The organism is Bradyrhizobium sp. 482_C4_N1_8, from assembly GCF_052075965.1.
Lineage (GTDB): Bacteria > Pseudomonadota > Alphaproteobacteria > Rhizobiales > Xanthobacteraceae > Bradyrhizobium > Bradyrhizobium barranii.
Map to the genome: position 1 here is coordinate 3,062,696 of NZ_CP197231.1, position 17,635 is coordinate 3,080,330.

The window sequence follows — 17,635 nt, forward strand, 5'->3', positions numbered from 1 at the left end:
CAGGGCGACCCGGAACGACCAATTCAACAACAGGACCTCCGCTATGAATGCGAAGCCCGGCTTCACCGACTACATCGTCAAGGACATTTCGCTGGCCGACTTCGGCCGCAAGGAACTCTCGCTGGCCGAGACCGAGATGCCGGGCCTGATGGCCACCCGCGAGGAGTTCGGCCCGAAGCAGCCGCTGAAGGGCGCGCGCATCGCCGGCTCGCTGCACATGACGATCCAGACCGGCGTGCTGATCGAGACGCTGGCAGCCCTCGGCGCCGACATTCGCTGGGTCTCCTGCAACATCTACTCGACCCAGGACCACGCCGCCGCGGCGATCGCCGCCGCCGGCATTCCCGTCTTTGCCGTCAAGGGCGAGACGCTGGCCGAATACTGGGATTACACCGCCAAGCTGTTCGACTGGCACGGCGGCGGTCACCCGAACATGATCCTCGATGACGGCGGCGACGCCACCATGTACGTCCATCTCGGTCTGCGCGCCGAGAACGGCGACACCGCGTTCCTCGACAAGCCCGGCTCCGAGGAAGAGGAAGTCTTCTTCGCGCTCCTGAAGAAGCAGCTCAAGGAGAAGCCGAAGGGCTACTTCGCCGAGATCGCCAAGAGCATCAAGGGCGTTTCCGAAGAGACCACCACGGGCGTGCATCGTCTCTATGACATGCAGAAGGCCGGCACGCTGCTGTGGCCGGCGATCAACGTCAACGACAGCGTCACCAAGTCGAAGTTCGACAACCTCTATGGTTGCCGTGAATCGCTGGTCGACGGCATCCGTCGCGGCACCGACGTGATGATGTCGGGCAAGGTCGCGATGGTCGCGGGCTTCGGCGACGTCGGCAAGGGCTCGGCCGCCTCGCTGCGCCAAGCCGGCTGCCGCGTGATGGTGTCGGAAGTCGATCCGATCTGCGCGCTCCAGGCCGCGATGGAAGGCTACGAGGTCGTGACCATGGAAGACGCCGCCCCGCGCGCCGACATCTTCGTCACCGCGACCGGCAACAAGGACATCATCACGATCGAGCACATGCGCGCGATGAAGGATCGCGCCATCGTCTGCAACATCGGCCACTTCGACAACGAGATCCAGATCGCGGGTCTGCGTAACCTGAAGTGGACCAACATCAAGCCGCAGGTCGACGAGATCGAATTCCCCGACAAGCACCGCATCATCATGCTGTCGGAAGGCCGCCTCGTGAACCTCGGCAACGCGATGGGCCATCCGTCCTTCGTGATGTCGGCCTCCTTCACCAACCAGACGCTGGCGCAGATCGAGCTGTTCGCCAACAACAAGGACGGCAAGTACAAGAAGGAAGTGTACGTGCTGCCGAAGTCGCTGGACGAGAAGGTCGCGCGCCTGCACCTCGCCAAGATCGGCGTCAAGCTCACCGAGCTGCGCAAGGACCAGGCCGACTACATCGGCGTGAAGCAAGAAGGTCCGTACAAGTCGGACCACTACCGCTACTGAGATCGCATCCAGCTGCGACACGAAGGCCCCGGAGCGATCCGGGGCCTTTTTTTGTAGACTCATTGTGCACGCTCGGAGGTAGAGCCAAAACAAGCCCGCCACTTCTGAAGCGGGTGGCCGCGTTTCCCACGTTCATTGTCAAATGCATATGGAGGGAATGCGATGTCCAGCGAAGCCAACGTTCAGTTGCTCAAAGAAGCCTATCGTCGGTGGAACGACAGCAAAGGCGGGAGCGTCGACTATTGGTTCGACAGCGTCATCGGCCCGCAGATCAAATTCGACTCGCTTCCGCAGGGGGCTCCGGCGGTGCCCTTTGCCAGGTGTTATGACGACCGCGCGCAGCTTCGTGGCTATTTCGACGGTCTGCTGGCTGACTGGAGCATGCAGTACTACACCATGAATGAATACGTCGCGCAGGGCGACGCTGTTTTCGCGCGCGGCTCATGTGCCTGGACCAACAAAAGGACCGGGAAGATCGCTGAGACCCCGAAGGTCGATTTCTGGCGCTTCAAGGATGGCAAGGCAGTCGAATTCTACGAGTATTTCGACACAGCCCTTGTCTACGGCGCTACCACCGCCTGACGGTTGCAATTCGGCACGGCGTCGCTCATCCTGTGCCGGGGAGAACGCCATGGCTAAAGCCGCAGAACATTTCGACGTCCTGATCGTCGGTGCCGGCCTGTCCGGCATCGGCGCTGGCTATCATCTGCAGAATAGGTGCGCGGGCAAGAGCTACGTCATTCTGGAGGGGCGCGACTGCATCGGCGGGACCTGGGACCTGTTTCGCTATCCCGGTGTCCGCTCCGACAGCGACATGTTCACGCTCGGCTATTCCTTCAAGCCGTGGACTGATCCGAAGGCGATCGCCGATGGCCCGCAGATCCTGAACTACGTACGCGAGACAGCAGCCGAGAACGGCATCGAGAAGCACATCCGCTTCCGCCATCGCGTCAAGCGCGCGGCGTGGTCGACGCCGGAGGCACGCTGGACCGTCGAGGCCGAGCGCATTACGGGCGAGGGCGCAACCGAGCTCGTGCGATTCACCTGCAATTTCCTGTTCATGTGCTCGGGCTATTACAAATACGAGGCGGGCTATACGCCGGAGTTCAAGGGTGCGTCGGATTTCGCCGGCCGCATCGTGCATCCGCAGAAATGGACCGAGGACATCGACTACGCGGGAAAACGCGTCGTCGTGATCGGCTCGGGCGCAACCGCAGTGACGCTGGTGCCGGAGCTCGCCAAGAAGGCGGCGCAGGTCACCATGCTCCAGCGCTCGCCGACCTACGTGGTGTCGCGTCCGGCGCAGGACCCCGTGGCCAACAAATTGCGCCGCAATCTGCCGACGCGGCTTGCCTATCATGTCATCCGCTGGCGCAACGTGATGTGGGGGATGTTCTTCTTCCAGCTCAGCCGGCGCCGGCCCGCCAAGGTCAAGGAGCTGGTGCTCAAGGGCGTGCAGATGGCGCTCGGCCCCGACTACGACGTCGCGACCCATTTCACGCCGCGCTACAATCCCTGGGACCAGCGGCTCTGCCTTGTGCCCGACGGCGATCTGTTCAAGGCGATCCGCGAGCAGCGCGCCGCCGTCGTCACCAACGAGATCGACACCTTTACGGGCGACGGCATTCGCCTGAAGGACGGGAGCGAGCTTGCGGCCGACATCATCGTCACCGCGACGGGGCTGGTGCTCCAGGTCGTCGGCGGTCTCGAAATCCGCGTCGACGGCCGCGCCGTCGATTTCGCCAGCACGCTGACCTACAAGGGCATGATGTACGCCGACGTGCCGAACATGGCTTCGGCCTTCGGCTACACCAACGCGTCCTGGACGCTGAAATGCGATCTCACCTGCGAATATGTCTGCCGGCTCATCAACTACATGGACCGGCACAATTTCCGTCAGTGCATGCCGCACAATGACGATCCTGAAATCACCGCGCAGCCGTCGCTCGATTTCACCTCGGGCTATGTGCAGCGTTCGGTCGCGAAGATGCCGAAGCAGGGCTCGAAGCAGCCATGGCGGCTGTACCAGAACTACGCGCTCGACATCGTCTCCTTGCGCTTCGGCAAGATCGACGACGGCGTGATGCAGTATTCCTGATCACGCCGCCGCCGCCCGCTTTATGCCTTGCGCGTGGTGAGCGCGAGCCCAAGATCGATCGCAAGTGCGAGCACTACGGCGGCGCCGCCAAGTCCGAACAGGACCAGATAGTCGCCGCCGGTCTGCGCGTAGATCCAGGAGAAACCGTAGGCTGCCGCCGCCTGGAACAGCGCGAAGCTCGTGGTGGCGTGGCTCCATGTCGCGCGCTGCTGCTCGGTCGAGTGCGGCACGAGCTCGTGGATGCGCCCGAGCACCAGCGGCACGATGCCGGGCGTGAAGCCGCCGACCACCACGCTCGATACGATCAGCGAAACCGGCGCGGTGCTGACGGTGGGCAGCAGCACGGCGGCCGCCTCGATCAGGAACGCGGCGCGCAAGGCGGGTCCAAATCCCGAGCGGTCACCGAGATGGCCGGTGACGAGCGGGCCGACGATGGCGCCGAGACCGTACAGCACCCAGTAGCGCGAGCCCGCCGCAATGCCCTGGCCGAGGCCGCGCGCCACGAAGTCGACGATGAAGACCATGTGCGGCACCAGGGCCACCGCGTTGAGGCCATACTGGACCAGAAGCGCGCGGACGGCGGGCGAGGCCTGATGGGACTTCGCGTGATGCGAAGGCGCGGCATCGCTCTTGGCCTCCGCAGGCCAGTTCCACCAGCTCGCGAGCGTGAGCACGGCGGAGAGCACGCCGAGGCCATACCAGCTCTGCTGCAAGCCCTGTTGAAGGAGCAACGGCACCAGCGTGCCCGACGCCGCGACGCCAAGGCCGACGCCGGCAAAGATCACGCCGCCGACGATGCCGCGCCTCGCGGCCGATACGTGCGGCAGAATGACGGAGGCCGCCAGCACCATGATGATTCCGCCGGTGAGGCCCGACAGAAAGCGCCAGGCGAAAAACCAGGTGAACGACACCGGACTAGAGCTCGCGAAGAAGGAGAGGGTGGCAAGCAGCATCATCGCCCGCAGCGCGCGGACTGCGCCGATGCGATTGGCCAGGGCGCGTGCCGCGAGCGCGCCGGCGAGATAACCGGCGAGGTTGGCAGCGCCGAGATAAACGACGTCGGATGCGCTGAACCACTTTGCGGCGATCAGCGCCGGGATCAGCGGCGTGTAGGAAAAGCGGGCGAGGCCAAGCCCGACCAGTGATGCGGACAATCCCGCCACGGCGTACCGCCAAGCCTGCCGCGAAGTCGATTGCGAATCCGATCCCGGCCGCTGATGCGGCCGGGCGTGGTGCCCAGTGTTTGCATTGAGTTCGGTCATGTCATCCTCTGGCGCGCGTCGCGCGCGGATCATCCTGTCTTTGCGGCGCGGCGGCGCCGGAAGTCCTGCACGGGCAGGCCGCCCCAGCCCCAATTGTCGGTGTCGACTTCCTCGATCACGACGAAGGTGGACTCGAGCGGCTTGCCGAGCACGTCGAGCAGCAACTGGCTCGATCCCTTGATCAGCGCGGCCTTCTCCTCCGCCGTGAGCGACGCCGCTCCCGGCGTCGTTCCTTCGCGGGTCACTTGAATGGTGACGATCGGCATGGTGTTTCTCCGCGCTCAGTGGCCGGCGCTCTGGCCGCCGTCGACGTGCAGGATCTCACCGGTGACGAAGCTTGCCTGCTCGAGATAGAGCACGGCGCCAACGATGTCGGACATCTCACCCATGTGGCCGACCGGATGCAGCGCGCCGAGCTGGGCATGCGTCGCAACGGGATGCATCGGCGACTTGATGATGCCGGGCGCCACCGCGTTCACGCGGATGCCGCGCCTGGCGTATTCGATCGCGAGCGACTTGGTCGCGGCGTTCAGCCCGCCCTTGCTCAGCGAGGCCAGCACCGACGGCACGTTCGAATTGGCCTGATCGACCAGCGTGGTCGTGATCTGGACGACGTGACCCGAACCCTGCTTCTCCATCTCCGCAATGGCGAGCTGCGTGATGTGGAAAAAGCCCGCAACGTTGGTGCCCATCACCGCCGCATAGTCCTCGGCCGTGTACTGCGTGAACGGCTTTGCGACGAAGATGCCGGCATTGTTGACCAGCGTGTCGACGCGGCCGAAGCGCGCGACGGCCTGCGAGACCACGCGTTCCGCGGTGGCCCGGTCGGCGATGTCGCCGGGAACAGCGAGGATGTCATCGTCGCCCGACGGCTTGATGGAACGCGCCGTTGCGACGACGCGATAGTTGCGATCGCGAAAACCCTGGACCAGGGCGGCGCCGATGCCCTGCGATGCACCGGTGATGATGGCGACCTTCTGCTCGATACCCATGACGGGCTCCTGTTGTTGGCTTTCAGAACCTGGGCCAGCAGCGGCTGGCTTGCGTGCTGAAGTACGCCGCGGCGGCCCGGCTGCGAATACACGTTGTCCGGCAGACACTGTTACGTGGCGCGAACGAATGCCGGACCGGCCTTTGGCGGCGGTTGTCGCGGCGGGGGCGAGCGCCTAGCTTGTCACTGGAATTTGATGGGGCGACGGGTAGGCATGGATCGTCTGGATGCGATGAAGGTGTTCGTCCTTGCGGTGGACGAGGGCAGCCTGGCCGCCGCGGGGCGCAAGCTCGGCCGCTCGCCGGCGGCGGTCAGCCGCGCCATCGCCTTCCTGGAGGAGCGGGTCGGCGCCGAGCTGCTGCACCGGACGACACGTTCGATCAAGCTGAGCGAGGAGGGCGAGCGCTATGTTGCGATCTGCCGCCGCGTGCTCACCGAATTGGAGGAGGCCGATGACATCGTGGCCGGACCGCGCACGGCGCCCCGCGGCCAGCTCACGATCACGGCGCCGGTGGTCTCGGGCGAGATGGTGCTGCGGCCGATCCTCGATGCATTTCTCGATGCCTATCCGACGGTGTCGGCGAAGCTCCTGCTGTTCGACCGCTCGGTCAATCTGATCGAGGAGGGCGTCGACATCGCGCTTCGCATCGGACCTCTCGCGGATTCGGCGATGGTGGCGATGCGGGTCGGCGAGATCAGCCGTGTCGTGGTGGCCGCGCCACGTTACCTGAAGCAGCACCCGCGCATCACTGACCCCGGCGATCTTGCCAAGCACCAGATCGTGGCGATGGCGCACCTGCCCAATTCCTGGACCTTTGCGCCACAGGCCGGCTCATCGGCAGCCAGGACAGTCCAGTTCATGCCGCGACTCGTCGTCAACAGCACCTATGCGGCGGTGGCATCCGCGGTTGCCGGGCGCGGCGTGGCGCGGATGTATTCGTATCAGGTGGCCGAGCAGGTCGGGCGCGGCGAGCTCGAGATCGTGCTGGCCGGCGATGAGGATCCGGAGATGCCCGCGCATTTGATCTGCCCGCAGGGCCGGCTCTCGGTGCCGAAGGTACGGGCCTTCACCGACTTCGCCGTGCCCCGGCTGAAGAAGCACTTTGCGCAGCTCAAGAAGAGCCTCGGTGCACGCTAGACATGGCGGCCGCGCCGCGACTGCCAATGCGTTGTTTTGCGTATACGGCCGCCGGGCTGAATCGGCGATGGTTCCAGAACGGTTAACGCCGATTTAACGGATGAGTCCTAGCCTGTCTCGGCCGGGGTTACTCGCAAGGCCGAGGTGAGCCCAATGGAAGCCCAGAAGATCGCGGTCGACGCCGTCGTTGCGCTGACCGATTGCGACCGCGACGCCGTCATCGCCTTCATCCGCCGGCTCTATCTCGCCGGCGTCACCGACCCCAAGCGCTTGACCTTCAAGGGTCTCCAGGCGCTCTCGCGGGCTTGATAGGCGCGCCCGCAATCAAATCTACTTTGTCCCGACGGTCGGATCGCTGATCCGGATCGAGGTGACGCGGTCCTGCCGCACCTCGAATGAGAACGGCCACGGCTCATACGTCCAGAGCTCGGTCTTCTCCAGCCCGCTCGGCCCGACGTGGAACGGGCCGCCGAACTGCGCCATCAGTTTGTCGGTGCTGTCGCCGAGATTGACCCGGTTGAAGCTGTAGGCGGCGACCGGTGCCTCGCCGCTGATCTGGAGCGCGACGGTGCGGTTCGCTTTCACGATGGCGGCAAGATAGGGAAACTCGCCGGTCTTGCCGAGGAAGTAGACATAGGCCGTCGTGTTGTTCGGTTGCGGCAGCTTGCGGTGCGGCTCGCCGAGAGCGGCCTTGAGTGAGGCCTCCGAGATGCCGGCCCCAAGCGCGCCCATCCGCTGGCAGGCAAAGCTGAGCATGTCCGGATCGGGCGCAGCGACGCGCTTGCCGGCTTCCACCTTGCAGGCGAAGGTCTGTCCGACCCGTAGCCACTGGCCGCGGAGCTCAGGATCCGGTCGCGGCGGAGCGCCTTGACCATTCACAGATGCGGACATTCCAAGCAGAAACAGCGCGAGCGCACAGCCCGCCAACGATCGCCACATCCCCAAGACGCTCCCCGATTTCCCCATTCGTGGGACCAGGATACCATGCCGGAATCTCGCCGTAACGCCGGGATTGACGTCGGCTCGGCTACGATTTTTAATTGTGCACGGCACGACTTGGGGGCGTCCCAATCACAACCTGGGGAACAGCCTCAGGATGCACGCCGATATCTTGCCGCTCGGACCGGCTCGGGGTAGATCACGTCCCCGGCTGGATCACTGGGGAACGGGGAGATGCTGAAACAGCTTTTTGCACCGCAACTGGTCGTTCTTTATATCCTTGCGGCCTCGACGCTTTATGTTCACTTCCGTGGCAAGCAGCGACTGCGCTTCGCGCGCCAGCTCGGCGATCACTCCACCTACCTCGCGCCCTACAATGTGCTGATGTATGCAGGCTCGGCCGTGCCGAACAAGCCGGTGATCCCGGTCGAGCAGTTTCCGGAGCTGAAGCCGCTCAGCGAGAATTGGGAGACCATTCGCGACGAGGCGGTGCGCCTGTTCGACGAAGGTTTTATTCGCGCGGCCGCGAAGAACAACGATTGGGGCTTCTACTCGTTCTTCAAGAGCGGCTGGAAGCGGTTTTACCTGAAATGGTATGACGACTTCCTGCCGTCGGCGAACACGCTGTGCCCGAAGACGGTGGAGCTGCTCAAATCGATCCCGAGCGTGCACGGTGCGATGTTCGCGATGCTACCCCCGGGCGGCAAGCTGGGCGCGCACCGCGATCCGTTCGCCGGCTCGCTGCGCTATCACCTCGGCCTCGTCACGCCGAACTCGAACAAGTGCCGCATCCTGGTCGACGGTGTCGAATGCGTCTGGCGCGACGGCGAGGCCTTCATGTTCGACGAGACCTTCATCCACAGCGCCGAGAATGCGACCGACGTCAACCGCATCATCCTGTTCTGCGACGTCGAGCGCCCGATGAAGTATGGCTTCATGACCGCGATCAATCGCTGGGTCAGCCATCACATCGTCAAGGCCTCCGCGACCCAGAACGTGGACGGCGAGAGCGTTGGCGTGCTCAACAAGGTGTTCGGCAAGCTCTACGAGATCCATCTCGGCAGCCGCAAGGTCAAGGAGTGGAACCGCAACGTCTACTACACGCTGAAATATTCGCTGACGGCGCTGATCCTCGGTCTCATCGTGATGTCAGCGCTACGGTGATCCGCCCTACGAAAAACCCCGGAGCAGGCTCCGGGGTTTTGTTTTTGCGGACGTCGCTGCGGCCTCACACCGGCTTCGCGCCAGTGTTGATGATCGACCCCACATGCTGCCCGCGCAGCGCCGCCGCGATCCGGCCGGGAACGAGACCGTTGACCACCTGCACGCGCGTGATGTGCCGCGCGTTGGCCATCACCTCGAGCAGCGCCGGATCGAACGGCAGCGTACCCTTCAGCTTCGCAAGCTCGGCAAAGCTCGTCTCTTTCAGCAGCTCGGCCTTCTTGCCATCCGCGCCATTGGGATCGGTCGTGTAGACGCCGTCAACGTCCTCCACGATCGTGAGCCCGGCAGCGCCAAGCGCGTCGGCGAGCAGGAAGGCGCCGGTATCGGCCCGATGCAGCGGGATGCGCGCGGTCGGGAATTCATGATGGTGGTAGGGCGGGAAGGCGCTGCCGACGACCGCGCGCGCGGCCGTGAGGTGTATGGCGAGCTGGCTCGCGATGGTGGGATGCTCGATATAGGAGACGCCTTCCGGCGCGAGCAGGCTCGCAAGGATGTGGCCGTTCTGCCCGGCCTCGCCGGCGGCGAGTGGGGCGAGCGAGCCCACGGGAAGGCCGAGGTCGAGGCCGACGCTGTAGAGATGGCGGGCGCGGATGCCGGCGCCGGTCAGGATGAGCAGGCGATGCTCCGGCAAGAGCGACCGCAGCTCGTCGACGAGCGGGAGGATCGCTTCGTGACCGCGGTCCATGATGCGGCCGCCGATCTTGATGACCTGCAGCCAGGGCAGCAGCTTGATCGGACGGTTGCCGGCGACGGGACGGGTGAGATCGCTGTCGAGGAGAGTCTGGCGCGCGAGCGGCGAGGCGACGTGCTTGATCTGGTTGGTATCAGCCATGACGGTGCTCTCTTCAGCTCGCGGTGATGATGGTGCCGACATGTTCGCCCGCGAGCGCGCGGGTGAGATTGCCGGGGACGAGGCCGTTGATGATCTGCACCTGCCGGACATGGCGCGAGGCGTTGAGCAGATCGAGCACCGGGAATTCGAGGATCGAATCCTGCAGACCCTTGGCCTTCATCTCCGCCACCGAGATCTTCGGGATGAAGGTGGCGTTCTTCGACGTCTTGGGGTTCGCGGTGTAGAGGCCGTTCTCGTCCTTCACATAGATCATCGCCTTGCAGCCGAACTGCTCGGCGACGAGGAAGCATCCGGCGTCGGTGCGATAGGGCGGGATCACGCCCTCGGCCGCGGGCCGCATCCACAGGCTATAGGGCGGCATGCCGCTGAAGATCACCGCGCTCACCTCGGCGAGGAACAGCGGCACGGACGACAGCCCGGCGCTGGAGACGGCGGAGATGCCGTGCTTGGCAAGCAGCTGCCCGAGCATCGCGGCGTTCTGATCGGCAACGGAAGCCCCGAGCTGCGACAGCACGCCGGCGGGCAGGCGGAGCCCGGCGGCGATCGAATACAGATGCCGCGCACGGGTACCGGCGCCGGTGCCGATCAGGAGCTTGTGCGCCTTGCGGGCGGCGACGATCTCCTCGACGATCGGATAGACCGCGGCACGGCCGCGATCGATCATGCTCTGGCCGCCGATCTTGATGACCGTGGCTGCCGGCAGGATGCGGAAGTCCGCCGCCTTCTCGGCTGCGGCCACAAGCTGTGGGTCGGTGAGCGAGCGCTGCATCAGCAGCCCCTCGAGCTCCGTGATCGTGTTCGACATCCGAGACATCCTCTCGTTTTCTGATGCAGTCTCTGCGGCGGACCCTTCAGCCTCAGTCGCGAATCTTGCCGCACACTTCAGTCCGTGGCAACAAGGTCGCCGCGATTTAACGGCCAAACATGGAGCAGGCAATGGCCCCGTTGCCACTTGCGAACACCGAGATCGTGCAATTCTTCCGCGAGTGGCTGGATACCTTCTCAGGCTATGTCCGTGAGGTCGACTACGCCTCGGCGCGACCGCTCTTCCACCCGGACGTGCTGGCCTTCGGCACGCATAACGACGTCATCCCGGGGCTCGACCAGTGGGTTACGACGCAATGGAATAACGTCTGGCCGAAGACGACCGACTTCCGCTTCGTCCTCGACCAGGTCTCGATCCTGGCATCCCCCGACGGCACGATGGCGACGGTGGTCGCGCCGTGGACGAGCACGGGCTACCATCCCGATGGCAGCGCGTTTCCGCGCCCCGGCCGGGCGACGATGGTGTTTTCAAGAAATGGCGATGGCTGGCTGTGCGTGCATTCGCACATGTCGCTCAATCGCGGTGTGCCGCAGGCAAGTCACGCCAAGCGGCCGGTGAAGGCCTGGTAGAAATGCAAAAGGCCCCGGACATGTCCGGGGCCTTTCGATTTCCAGATGTCGTTCAGCCTATTCCGGCTGGCCGATGCTCACCTTCAGCGTGCCGACGCCGTCGACGCCGCATTCGAGCTTGTCGCCGGGCTGGAGCTGCGACACGCCGGCCGGCGTGCCCGTCATGATGATGTCGCCGGCGGCGAGCTTCACCTGCTGCGAGAGTTGCCAGATGATCTCGGGCACGTTCCAGATCAGCTCGGTGAGATCGCCCTTCTGGGCTTCCTTGCCGTTGACCGTCAGCCAGATCTTGCCCTTGGCGGGATGGCCGATCTTCGAGGCCGGCTGCACCGCGGAGCAGGGGGCGGAGCCGTCGAACGACTTGCCGATCTCCCACGGGCGCTCCTTCTTGCGCGAGGCGATCTGGAGGTCGCGGCGGGTGAGGTCGATGCCGACGGCATAACCGTAGACATGGTCGAGCGCCTTGTCGGTGGGGATATTGAGGCCGCCGCTCTTCATCGCGACAATCAGCTCGACCTCGTGATGCAAATCCTTGGTCAGCGGCGGATAGGGAATGGTGGCGCCGTCGGGCACCAGCATGTCGGCGTGCTTGGCGAAGAAGAACGGCGGGGCGCGCTCGTCATTGCCCATCTCGCGGATGTGCTCGAGATAGTTGCGGCCGACGCACCAGATGCGGCGCACGGGATAGCGGCCGCTTTCGCCGACGACGGGAAGCGAAGCCTGGGGCGGAAGCGGGATGACGTAGGAGGCGGCGTTCATGGAGCGATCTCGCTGCTCTTGAGGTTGATGAGGAACTCTATGCGGTTGCGCTGACCGGCGCCAGAGTGCCGGCGTCGTGATGCTGCAGGCGGAAGAACGAGGCGTAGCGGCCCGAGCGGCGGAGCAATTCGTCGTGCCGGCCCTGCTCGACGATCTCGCCGCCCTCGACCACCAGGATGCAATCTGCGTGCATGATGGTGTGCAGGCGGTGCGCGATCACGATCGTGGTGCGGTTCTGGCAGAGATGCTCGATCGCCTCCTGCACTTGGCGCTCGGACTCGGAATCGAGCGCGGCGGTGGCTTCGTCCAGCAGGATGATCGGCGCGTTCTTGATCAGCGCGCGCGCCACCGCGATGCGCTGGCGCTGGCCGCCGGAGAGCTGCGTGCCGTGCTCGCCGACCGGCGTGTCGTAGCCGAGCGGGAAGCCCATGATGAAATCATGCGCGCAGGCCGCTTTCGCGGCATCAATGATTTGCTCTTCGCTCGCGCCGGGCTTGCCGAAGGCGATGTTGCTGCGGATGGTGTCGCGGAACAGATAGACGTCCTGGCCGACATAGGCGGTCTGCGCGCGCAGCGATTTGCGCGAGACCGCGCCGATCGACTGGCCGTCGATCACGATGTCGCCTTGTGTCACCTCGTAGAAGCGCAGCAGCAGCCCCAGCACGGTCGATTTGCCGCCGCCGGAGGGGCCGACCAGCGCGGTGACTTTTCCGGGCTCGGCAACGAAGGACATGCGGTTGAGGACGGTCTCGCCAGTCCGGTAAGAGAAGCTGACATCGCGCATCTCGATCTTCGCTTCGGACAGCTTCAGCGCCGGCTTGTCGTCATCGGAATGTTCGCTCGCCGGGCTGTCGACGACCTCGAGCAGCATGCGGGCGCCGACGAGCTGGCTGTTGAGGTCGATGTTGAGCCGCGCCAGCCGCTTGGCCGGCTCGGTCGCCATCAGGAAAGCGGTCATGAAGGAGAAGAACGCGCCGGGCGTGGCGTTGAGCGCGACCACGCTGTAGCCGCCGTAGAGCAGGCAGCCGGCGACCGCGAAGCCGCCCAGCATCTCCATCAGCGGGTTGGAACGGTTGGCGACGCGGGCCATCTTGTTGGCATTGCGCTCGACGATCGCGATGTTCTCGTCGATGCGCTTCTGCATGGTGTCTTCGAGTGTGAATGCCTTCACCGTGCGGATGCCCTGGAGCGATTCCTGCATCGTCTCCAAGATGTCGGCGGTGCCGGTGAACTGGTTGAAGGCGAGCCCCTTGATGCGCTTGACCAGCTTGCGCAGCACCAGCATTGCCGGCGGCACCGCGACGAGGCCGATGAACGACATCACCGGGTCCTGCCACACCATCACGCCGATCATGGCGAGCAGCATCAACAGGTCGCGCCCGACGGCGTTGACCAGCATGTTGAGCACGTCGGTGATGGATTTGGCGCCGGCGGTCAGCCGCGCCAGGAATTCAGACGAATGCCGTTCGGAGAAGAAACCGACGCTCTCGCGCATCAGCTTGGCGAACAGCTGGCGCTGGTTGGTGGCGAGGATGGCGTTGGAGATCTTGGTCAGGATCACCATGTGGCCGTAGGTCGCCACGCCCTTGATGAACAGCAGGATCACCGTGATGCCCGAGAACATCGCGATGCCCGGGACGTTCTTGTCGACATAGGCCTGGTTGATGACCTGGCCGAGCACATAGGTCGCGCCCGCGGTCGATCCGGCGGCAAGCGCCATCAGCGCGAAGGCGACGAGGTAACGCCGCCAGTAGATGATCCCCTGTTCCGTGACCAGGCGGCGAATCAGGATTGCCGCCGTATAGGGATCGTCGGTGATTTTTTTTGGAAACTGGGCCATCCGGTGTCCATTGACGGGGCAAGGAAAAGCCTGCCCGCGCGTCAGGGATCGAAGGGCCTCTGTGCCCGCTAAAGCCACGCTTTTCAAGCCCAATTAAGGGCTTGCGCCGGGATGGAATCTAGGCCGAGACTGCGTGGCGGAGCTCGCCATGGCGCTCGCGGAACAGCTTGTCCTCCCAGGCCAGCGCGTGGGCCGCGATGGTCTCGAGGTCGTCGTATTGCGGCTTCCAGTCGAGCAGGCCGCGGATGCGGCTGGTGTCGGCGACCATGGTCATGATGTCGCCGGGCCGGCGGGGGGCGTATTGCACGGCGAAGCTGCGCCCCGAAACCCGGCGCACCGCGTCGATGGTCTCCAGCACCGAATAGCCGCGGCCATAGCCGCAATTGAGCGTCGTCGAGGCGCCGCCATTGCGCAGGTAAGCGAGTGCCGAGCAATGGGCCTGCGAGAGGTCCGAGACGTGGATGAAGTCGCGGATGCAGCTGCCGTCCTGGGTCGGATAGTCGGTGCCGAACACGTCGATCTTGGCGCGCTGGCCGGTCGCAGCCTCGACGGCGATCTTGAGCAGATGCGTGGCGCCGACGGTGGCCAGCCCGATACGCGCCTGCGGATCGGCACCGGCGACGTTGAAATAGCGCAAGGTCACGTATTGCATGCCATAGGCGGCGGCGACGTCGTGCAACATGATCTCGGTCATCAGCTTCGACGAGCCGTAGGGCGACAGCGGCCGCGTCGGCGCGTGCTCCGGCACCGGCACCAGGTCCGGATTGCCGTAGACGGCCGCGGTCGAGGAGAAGATGAAACGGCTGATGCCGCGCTTGACCGCGACATTGAGCAGGTTGCGCGCCGTCATGAAATTGTTGCGGTAATAGCCGAGCGGATCGCGCATCGACTCCGGCACGACGACGGAGCCCGCGAAATGGATGATGCTCTCGATGTTGTGCTGGGCGATCACGCCCTCGACCAGATTCTCGTCGCCGGCGTCGCCAATGAACAGCGGCACGCCCTCGGGCAGATAAGCCGAGAAACCGGTGGAGAGATCGTCGATCACGACGACGTCCTCGCCGGCTTCCGCCAGCGCCAGGACCGTGTGACTTCCGATATAGCCGGCGCCGCCGGTGACTAGCACAGTCATGATCTCACCCGTCTTCGATCAACGCGCCACGTTAACGTTTGCGCGGTGAAGAGGGGGTTTCGGCAGCCCTGAACTGGTCACTATGCTTAATGTTGCGTATAGGGGGCTTCCGTAACGGAGCATGACGTGGCGAATTCCCCGGGCGATCTCCAAGTGATCGTGCCAAATCTGCACAGGCGCTATTCCGGGGTCACCGCGACCAACCGGATGGTGGCGCCACGGCTGGCAAAGCTCCATCGCGCCGCATGGTTCGGCTCGGATGCGCCGGAGGGGATTTCGCGCTTGAGCGCTGCCGATTTCCTCAGACTATGGGGCCGCAAGACGCCATTGATTTGGCATGCGCGGCGCAACAACGAGATGATCGCAGGCGTCGTGCTGCGCGCGCTCGGCTGGCCATTGAAACTCGTGTTCACGTCGGCCGCGCAGCGGCATCACAGCTGGATCACGCGCTGGCTAATCCGGCGCATGGACGCGATCATCGCGACTTCAGACATCTCGGCCTCGTTCCTGAAGGTGAAGGCGACGGTGATCCCGCATGGCGTCGACACTGATGTCTATGCGCCGCCGCCAGATCGCGCCGCTGCCTTCGCGGAAGCCGCGCTTTCGGGCCGCTATGCGATCGGCTGCTTCGGTCGTGTGCGCGCGCAGAAGGGCACCGATGTGTTCGTCGATGCGATGTGCCGGCTGCTGCCGCGCTATCCGGATTTCACCGCAGTCATCGTCGGACAGGTCACGCCGGAGCAGACTCCCTTTGCGAACGATCTGAAGAAGCGGATCGAGGCCGCCGGCCTGCAGTCGCGCATCGTCATCACCGGTGAGCTGCCGATCGAAGCGGTGCAGCGCTGGTATCAGCGGCTGACGATCTACGCCTTCACCTCGCGCAACGAAGGTTTTGGTTTGACGCTGATCGAGGCGATGGCGGCCGGCAGCGCGCTCGTCGCCGCGCGCGCCGGTGCGGCCGCGCTCGTCGTCGAGGACGGCTCGACAGGTGTGCTGATCCCGACTGGTGACGCTGATGCGTTGGCCGCCGCGCTCGAACCGCTGATGCGCGACCCGGACGCCGCGCTCGCCATGGGCGCGCGGGGGCGGGCACGGGTGCTGGCGAAGTTCAGCCTCGATGCCGAAGCGGCGCGGATCGGCGACGTTTATCGTCCTCTGCTCTGAACTGCCGTTTTCGCGACCGCAAACAAAAATCTCGAAAACAACCCCATGCAAAGTAGCCGGTGCCAGCGGAATCAACGGGTTGACGGCCGGTGCGATGCGTTGCGGATTTTACGAGGCCGTTTGACACGTCGGGCAAAACAGCGGCACGATGTCATCATCGGCCGCAGTTGCGATACCCGGATCATCCATCCAGGTTCCTTCAAACCGTCGCGGTCGACTTCACATTGGGCAGCGCACATACGGCATTTGCACTGGCACCGGCTCCTTGGAGCTGAGTGTGATATTATTCTCTCCGGAGAATGTCAGGTCGAACGCGACGTCTGAAATCGAGACGCCGTCCGAGCACGACGCGATTATTCGCATATTCGGCCCGTCATCGCGCAACGATTTGACCGTGCATTTTTCAAATGTGCCGGTTACTTGCCTTCCCTGGACGATTAAACCGCCCGCGTGGAGATCAGCATCTTTCTTGAAGGCAAGCCTGTTGTTCTCTTTGGTGAATATTTGACCACAGGCCGAGGCGTCGATTGTCCAAGCTCCGTTCAAATCCGCAGCCTGAATCGAGGACGATTGCGTCACGAGAAGTACCAACGTCACCAAAGGATTGAAGGTCCTCATGAAACTCTCCGACTAAATGGTCAATACTGCCAAATCAGCCTCTTCGACGTCGATGGGGGCGCAGCAAGACGCGCCCCTTCGTATCGGTCTTAGCAGTATTTGGGTGCGGCGAACTGGCGAAGCTGTTGTTGATCTAAGTCAATAGGCTCTGCAGAGCAGATCGTCTGCTTGAGGCAAAGCGCAGCGTAGCGCGATGACGAGTGCGATCTGTCAGAGCTGGAAAGGCCGCCGCATTTGTCCGGCGGCCTCCGCGCTTGAGTGGCTTGCGGGCGGCGCCCCAGCTAGAGATCGATGCTAACGGCGATGTTGCGGCCCTGTAGTTGGGAAATCTTCATTCCGTCAGCCTGCACTTGCGCGAACTCCGGGTCGTTTGCCACGGCTTCCTGCACTTTGCCGTAAACTTCCCAATTGGAATATCGCGTCGCAACCAGCAACTCTCCTGCCCACTGGCCAGTGTGGAAGCGGGAGAGCCGAAGAAATTCGGCGCCGTGTTTCTCAAAGATTTTCTTCGCCTGCCTGACGATCTTGATCATTTCCTCGGGCTTGTCGGTCTTGAAGCGAGTGAATTGAACGATCGGCATGGGGCTACCTCCATAACTGTGTAAAATGTCCAAGAGGCATGTATCGAGCGACGTTTGAGGAGCGAACCTCTTGTTCGAATCTCGATGAAGATTCGTCTTTGTCGACGTGATCTTGGTTCAGCCTTCACAAGCGGCAGCGACGCAGCCTTATCCCGCGAATGAACTGACAACGTCAC

The 17,635-nt window shown here is 64.0% G+C and carries 19 protein-coding genes; 8 read left to right on the forward strand and 11 right to left on the reverse strand.

Annotation, left to right across the window (positions count from 1 at the left end):
* The first annotated feature begins 43 nt into the window (after positions 1–43).
* From ahcY to AB7Z56_RS14215, 3 genes are all read left to right on the forward strand, one after another.
* A complete protein-coding gene (gene ahcY, locus AB7Z56_RS14205; protein WP_063982186.1) occupies positions 44–1,465 on the forward strand; it encodes an adenosylhomocysteinase in 1,422 nt (473 codons plus the stop codon).
* Between the two features lie 162 nt (positions 1,466–1,627).
* Positions 1,628–2,047 carry a nuclear transport factor 2 family protein gene (locus tag AB7Z56_RS14210; RefSeq protein ID WP_063982187.1) on the forward strand — a complete coding sequence of 140 codons (420 nt, stop codon included), beginning with the start codon at positions 1,628–1,630 and terminating at the stop codon, positions 2,045–2,047.
* A 49-nt stretch (positions 2,048–2,096) separates the two neighbouring features.
* A complete protein-coding gene (locus AB7Z56_RS14215) occupies positions 2,097–3,563 on the forward strand; it encodes a flavin-containing monooxygenase (protein ID WP_354141804.1) in 1,467 nt (488 codons plus the stop codon).
* Between the two features lie 20 nt (positions 3,564–3,583).
* On the opposite strand, the gene AB7Z56_RS14220 is transcribed toward AB7Z56_RS14215, so the two are convergent.
* The 3 genes from AB7Z56_RS14220 to AB7Z56_RS14230 are packed head-to-tail and all read right to left on the reverse strand — an operon-like array spanning position 3,584 to position 5,817.
* Positions 3,584–4,825: a YbfB/YjiJ family MFS transporter gene (locus AB7Z56_RS14220; protein WP_084795352.1), complete on the reverse strand. Its 1,242-nt coding sequence runs from the start codon at positions 4,823–4,825 to the stop codon at positions 3,584–3,586.
* A 29-nt stretch (positions 4,826–4,854) separates the two neighbouring features.
* Entirely contained in the window at positions 4,855–5,091 is a 237-nt protein-coding gene (locus AB7Z56_RS14225) for a tautomerase family protein (protein ID WP_063982190.1), read from the reverse strand.
* 15 nt (positions 5,092–5,106) lie between these two features.
* Entirely contained in the window at positions 5,107–5,817 is a 711-nt protein-coding gene (locus tag AB7Z56_RS14230) for an SDR family NAD(P)-dependent oxidoreductase (RefSeq protein ID WP_441256347.1), read from the reverse strand.
* Positions 5,818–6,030: 213 nt separating this feature from the next.
* On the opposite strand from AB7Z56_RS14230, the gene AB7Z56_RS14235 reads away from it, so the two are divergent.
* Together AB7Z56_RS14235 and AB7Z56_RS14240 are read left to right on the forward strand one after the other, a co-directional pair.
* Positions 6,031–6,954, forward strand: a complete 924-nt coding sequence (locus AB7Z56_RS14235) for a LysR family transcriptional regulator (RefSeq protein ID WP_231142380.1) — start codon at positions 6,031–6,033, stop codon at positions 6,952–6,954.
* Positions 6,955–7,107: 153 nt separating this feature from the next.
* The gene (locus AB7Z56_RS14240; protein WP_014493894.1) at positions 7,108–7,263 is read left to right on the forward strand and encodes a hypothetical protein; all 156 of its coding nucleotides are present in this window, start codon (positions 7,108–7,110) and stop codon (positions 7,261–7,263) included.
* 21 nt (positions 7,264–7,284) lie between these two features.
* Here AB7Z56_RS14240 and AB7Z56_RS14245 read toward each other — a convergent pair whose 3' ends face one another.
* A complete protein-coding gene (locus AB7Z56_RS14245) occupies positions 7,285–7,893 on the reverse strand; it encodes a hypothetical protein (RefSeq protein ID WP_354141806.1) in 609 nt (202 codons plus the stop codon).
* A gap of 234 nt (positions 7,894–8,127) precedes the next feature.
* Here AB7Z56_RS14245 and AB7Z56_RS14250 point away from each other — a divergent pair, with 234 nt between their 5' ends.
* A complete protein-coding gene (locus AB7Z56_RS14250; RefSeq protein WP_231142378.1) occupies positions 8,128–9,057 on the forward strand; it encodes an aspartyl/asparaginyl beta-hydroxylase domain-containing protein in 930 nt (309 codons plus the stop codon).
* A 64-nt stretch (positions 9,058–9,121) separates the two neighbouring features.
* On the opposite strand, the gene AB7Z56_RS14255 is transcribed toward AB7Z56_RS14250, so the two are convergent.
* A complete protein-coding gene (locus tag AB7Z56_RS14255) occupies positions 9,122–9,949 on the reverse strand; it encodes an amino acid kinase family protein (RefSeq protein WP_354141807.1) in 828 nt (275 codons plus the stop codon).
* 13 nt (positions 9,950–9,962) lie between these two features.
* Positions 9,963–10,775, reverse strand: a complete 813-nt coding sequence (locus AB7Z56_RS14260; RefSeq protein ID WP_354141808.1) for an amino acid kinase family protein — start codon at positions 10,773–10,775, stop codon at positions 9,963–9,965.
* Between the two features lie 131 nt (positions 10,776–10,906).
* Between AB7Z56_RS14260 and AB7Z56_RS14265 the strand changes: the two genes are divergently transcribed.
* A complete protein-coding gene (locus AB7Z56_RS14265; RefSeq protein ID WP_354141809.1) occupies positions 10,907–11,365 on the forward strand; it encodes a YybH family protein in 459 nt (152 codons plus the stop codon).
* Between the two features lie 57 nt (positions 11,366–11,422).
* On the opposite strand, the gene AB7Z56_RS14270 is transcribed toward AB7Z56_RS14265, so the two are convergent.
* The 3 genes from AB7Z56_RS14270 to galE form a co-directional block, all read right to left on the reverse strand.
* On the reverse strand, positions 11,423–12,124 hold the full coding sequence (locus AB7Z56_RS14270; protein ID WP_354141810.1) for a fumarylacetoacetate hydrolase family protein: 702 nt from the start codon (positions 12,122–12,124) through the stop codon (positions 11,423–11,425).
* 37 nt (positions 12,125–12,161) lie between these two features.
* A complete protein-coding gene (locus AB7Z56_RS14275) occupies positions 12,162–13,964 on the reverse strand; it encodes an ABC transporter ATP-binding protein (protein ID WP_354141811.1) in 1,803 nt (600 codons plus the stop codon).
* 118 nt (positions 13,965–14,082) lie between these two features.
* Positions 14,083–15,096 carry a UDP-glucose 4-epimerase GalE gene (galE, locus tag AB7Z56_RS14280; protein ID WP_231142372.1) on the reverse strand — a complete coding sequence of 338 codons (1,014 nt, stop codon included), beginning with the start codon at positions 15,094–15,096 and terminating at the stop codon, positions 14,083–14,085.
* Positions 15,097–15,222: 126 nt separating this feature from the next.
* Here galE and AB7Z56_RS14285 point away from each other — a divergent pair, with 126 nt between their 5' ends.
* Complete coding sequence (locus AB7Z56_RS14285) at positions 15,223–16,260, forward strand: glycosyltransferase family 4 protein (protein WP_231142371.1); 1,038 nt, start codon at positions 15,223–15,225, stop codon at positions 16,258–16,260.
* Between the two features lie 219 nt (positions 16,261–16,479).
* Here AB7Z56_RS14285 and AB7Z56_RS14290 read toward each other — a convergent pair whose 3' ends face one another.
* Entirely contained in the window at positions 16,480–16,878 is a 399-nt protein-coding gene (locus tag AB7Z56_RS14290; RefSeq protein ID WP_231142370.1) for a hypothetical protein, read from the reverse strand.
* A gap of 281 nt (positions 16,879–17,159) precedes the next feature.
* Positions 17,160–17,459, reverse strand: a complete 300-nt coding sequence (locus AB7Z56_RS14295) for a hypothetical protein (protein WP_028153513.1) — start codon at positions 17,457–17,459, stop codon at positions 17,160–17,162.
* Positions 17,460–17,635 lie beyond the last annotated feature (176 nt).

Bases quoted from the DNA above. Each gene is read 5' to 3' on its own strand.
- ahcY (WP_063982186.1), top strand. From the start codon at position 44: ATGAATGCGAAGCCCGGCTTCACCGACTACATCGTCAAGGACATTTCG.
- AB7Z56_RS14210 (WP_063982187.1), top strand. From the start codon at position 1,628: ATGTCCAGCGAAGCCAACGTTCAGTTGCTCAAAGAAGCCTATCGTCGG.
- AB7Z56_RS14215 (WP_354141804.1), top strand. From the start codon at position 2,097: ATGGCTAAAGCCGCAGAACATTTCGACGTCCTGATCGTCGGTGCCGGC.
- AB7Z56_RS14220 (WP_084795352.1), bottom strand. From the start codon at position 4,825: ATGACCGAACTCAATGCAAACACTGGGCACCACGCCCGGCCGCATCAG.
- AB7Z56_RS14225 (WP_063982190.1), bottom strand. From the start codon at position 5,091: ATGCCGATCGTCACCATTCAAGTGACCCGCGAAGGAACGACGCCGGGA.
- AB7Z56_RS14230 (WP_441256347.1), bottom strand. From the start codon at position 5,817: ATGGGTATCGAGCAGAAGGTCGCCATCATCACCGGTGCATCGCAGGGC.
- AB7Z56_RS14235 (WP_231142380.1), top strand. From the start codon at position 6,031: ATGGATCGTCTGGATGCGATGAAGGTGTTCGTCCTTGCGGTGGACGAG.
- AB7Z56_RS14240 (WP_014493894.1), top strand. From the start codon at position 7,108: ATGGAAGCCCAGAAGATCGCGGTCGACGCCGTCGTTGCGCTGACCGAT.
- AB7Z56_RS14245 (WP_354141806.1), bottom strand. From the start codon at position 7,893: ATGTGGCGATCGTTGGCGGGCTGTGCGCTCGCGCTGTTTCTGCTTGGA.
- AB7Z56_RS14250 (WP_231142378.1), top strand. From the start codon at position 8,128: ATGCTGAAACAGCTTTTTGCACCGCAACTGGTCGTTCTTTATATCCTT.
- AB7Z56_RS14255 (WP_354141807.1), bottom strand. From the start codon at position 9,949: ATGGCTGATACCAACCAGATCAAGCACGTCGCCTCGCCGCTCGCGCGC.
- AB7Z56_RS14260 (WP_354141808.1), bottom strand. From the start codon at position 10,775: ATGTCGAACACGATCACGGAGCTCGAGGGGCTGCTGATGCAGCGCTCG.
- AB7Z56_RS14265 (WP_354141809.1), top strand. From the start codon at position 10,907: ATGGCCCCGTTGCCACTTGCGAACACCGAGATCGTGCAATTCTTCCGC.
- AB7Z56_RS14270 (WP_354141810.1), bottom strand. From the start codon at position 12,124: ATGAACGCCGCCTCCTACGTCATCCCGCTTCCGCCCCAGGCTTCGCTT.
- AB7Z56_RS14275 (WP_354141811.1), bottom strand. From the start codon at position 13,964: ATGGCCCAGTTTCCAAAAAAAATCACCGACGATCCCTATACGGCGGCA.
- galE (WP_231142372.1), bottom strand. From the start codon at position 15,096: ATGACTGTGCTAGTCACCGGCGGCGCCGGCTATATCGGAAGTCACACG.
- AB7Z56_RS14290 (WP_231142370.1), bottom strand. From the start codon at position 16,878: ATGAGGACCTTCAATCCTTTGGTGACGTTGGTACTTCTCGTGACGCAA.
- AB7Z56_RS14295 (WP_028153513.1), bottom strand. From the start codon at position 17,459: ATGCCGATCGTTCAATTCACTCGCTTCAAGACCGACAAGCCCGAGGAA.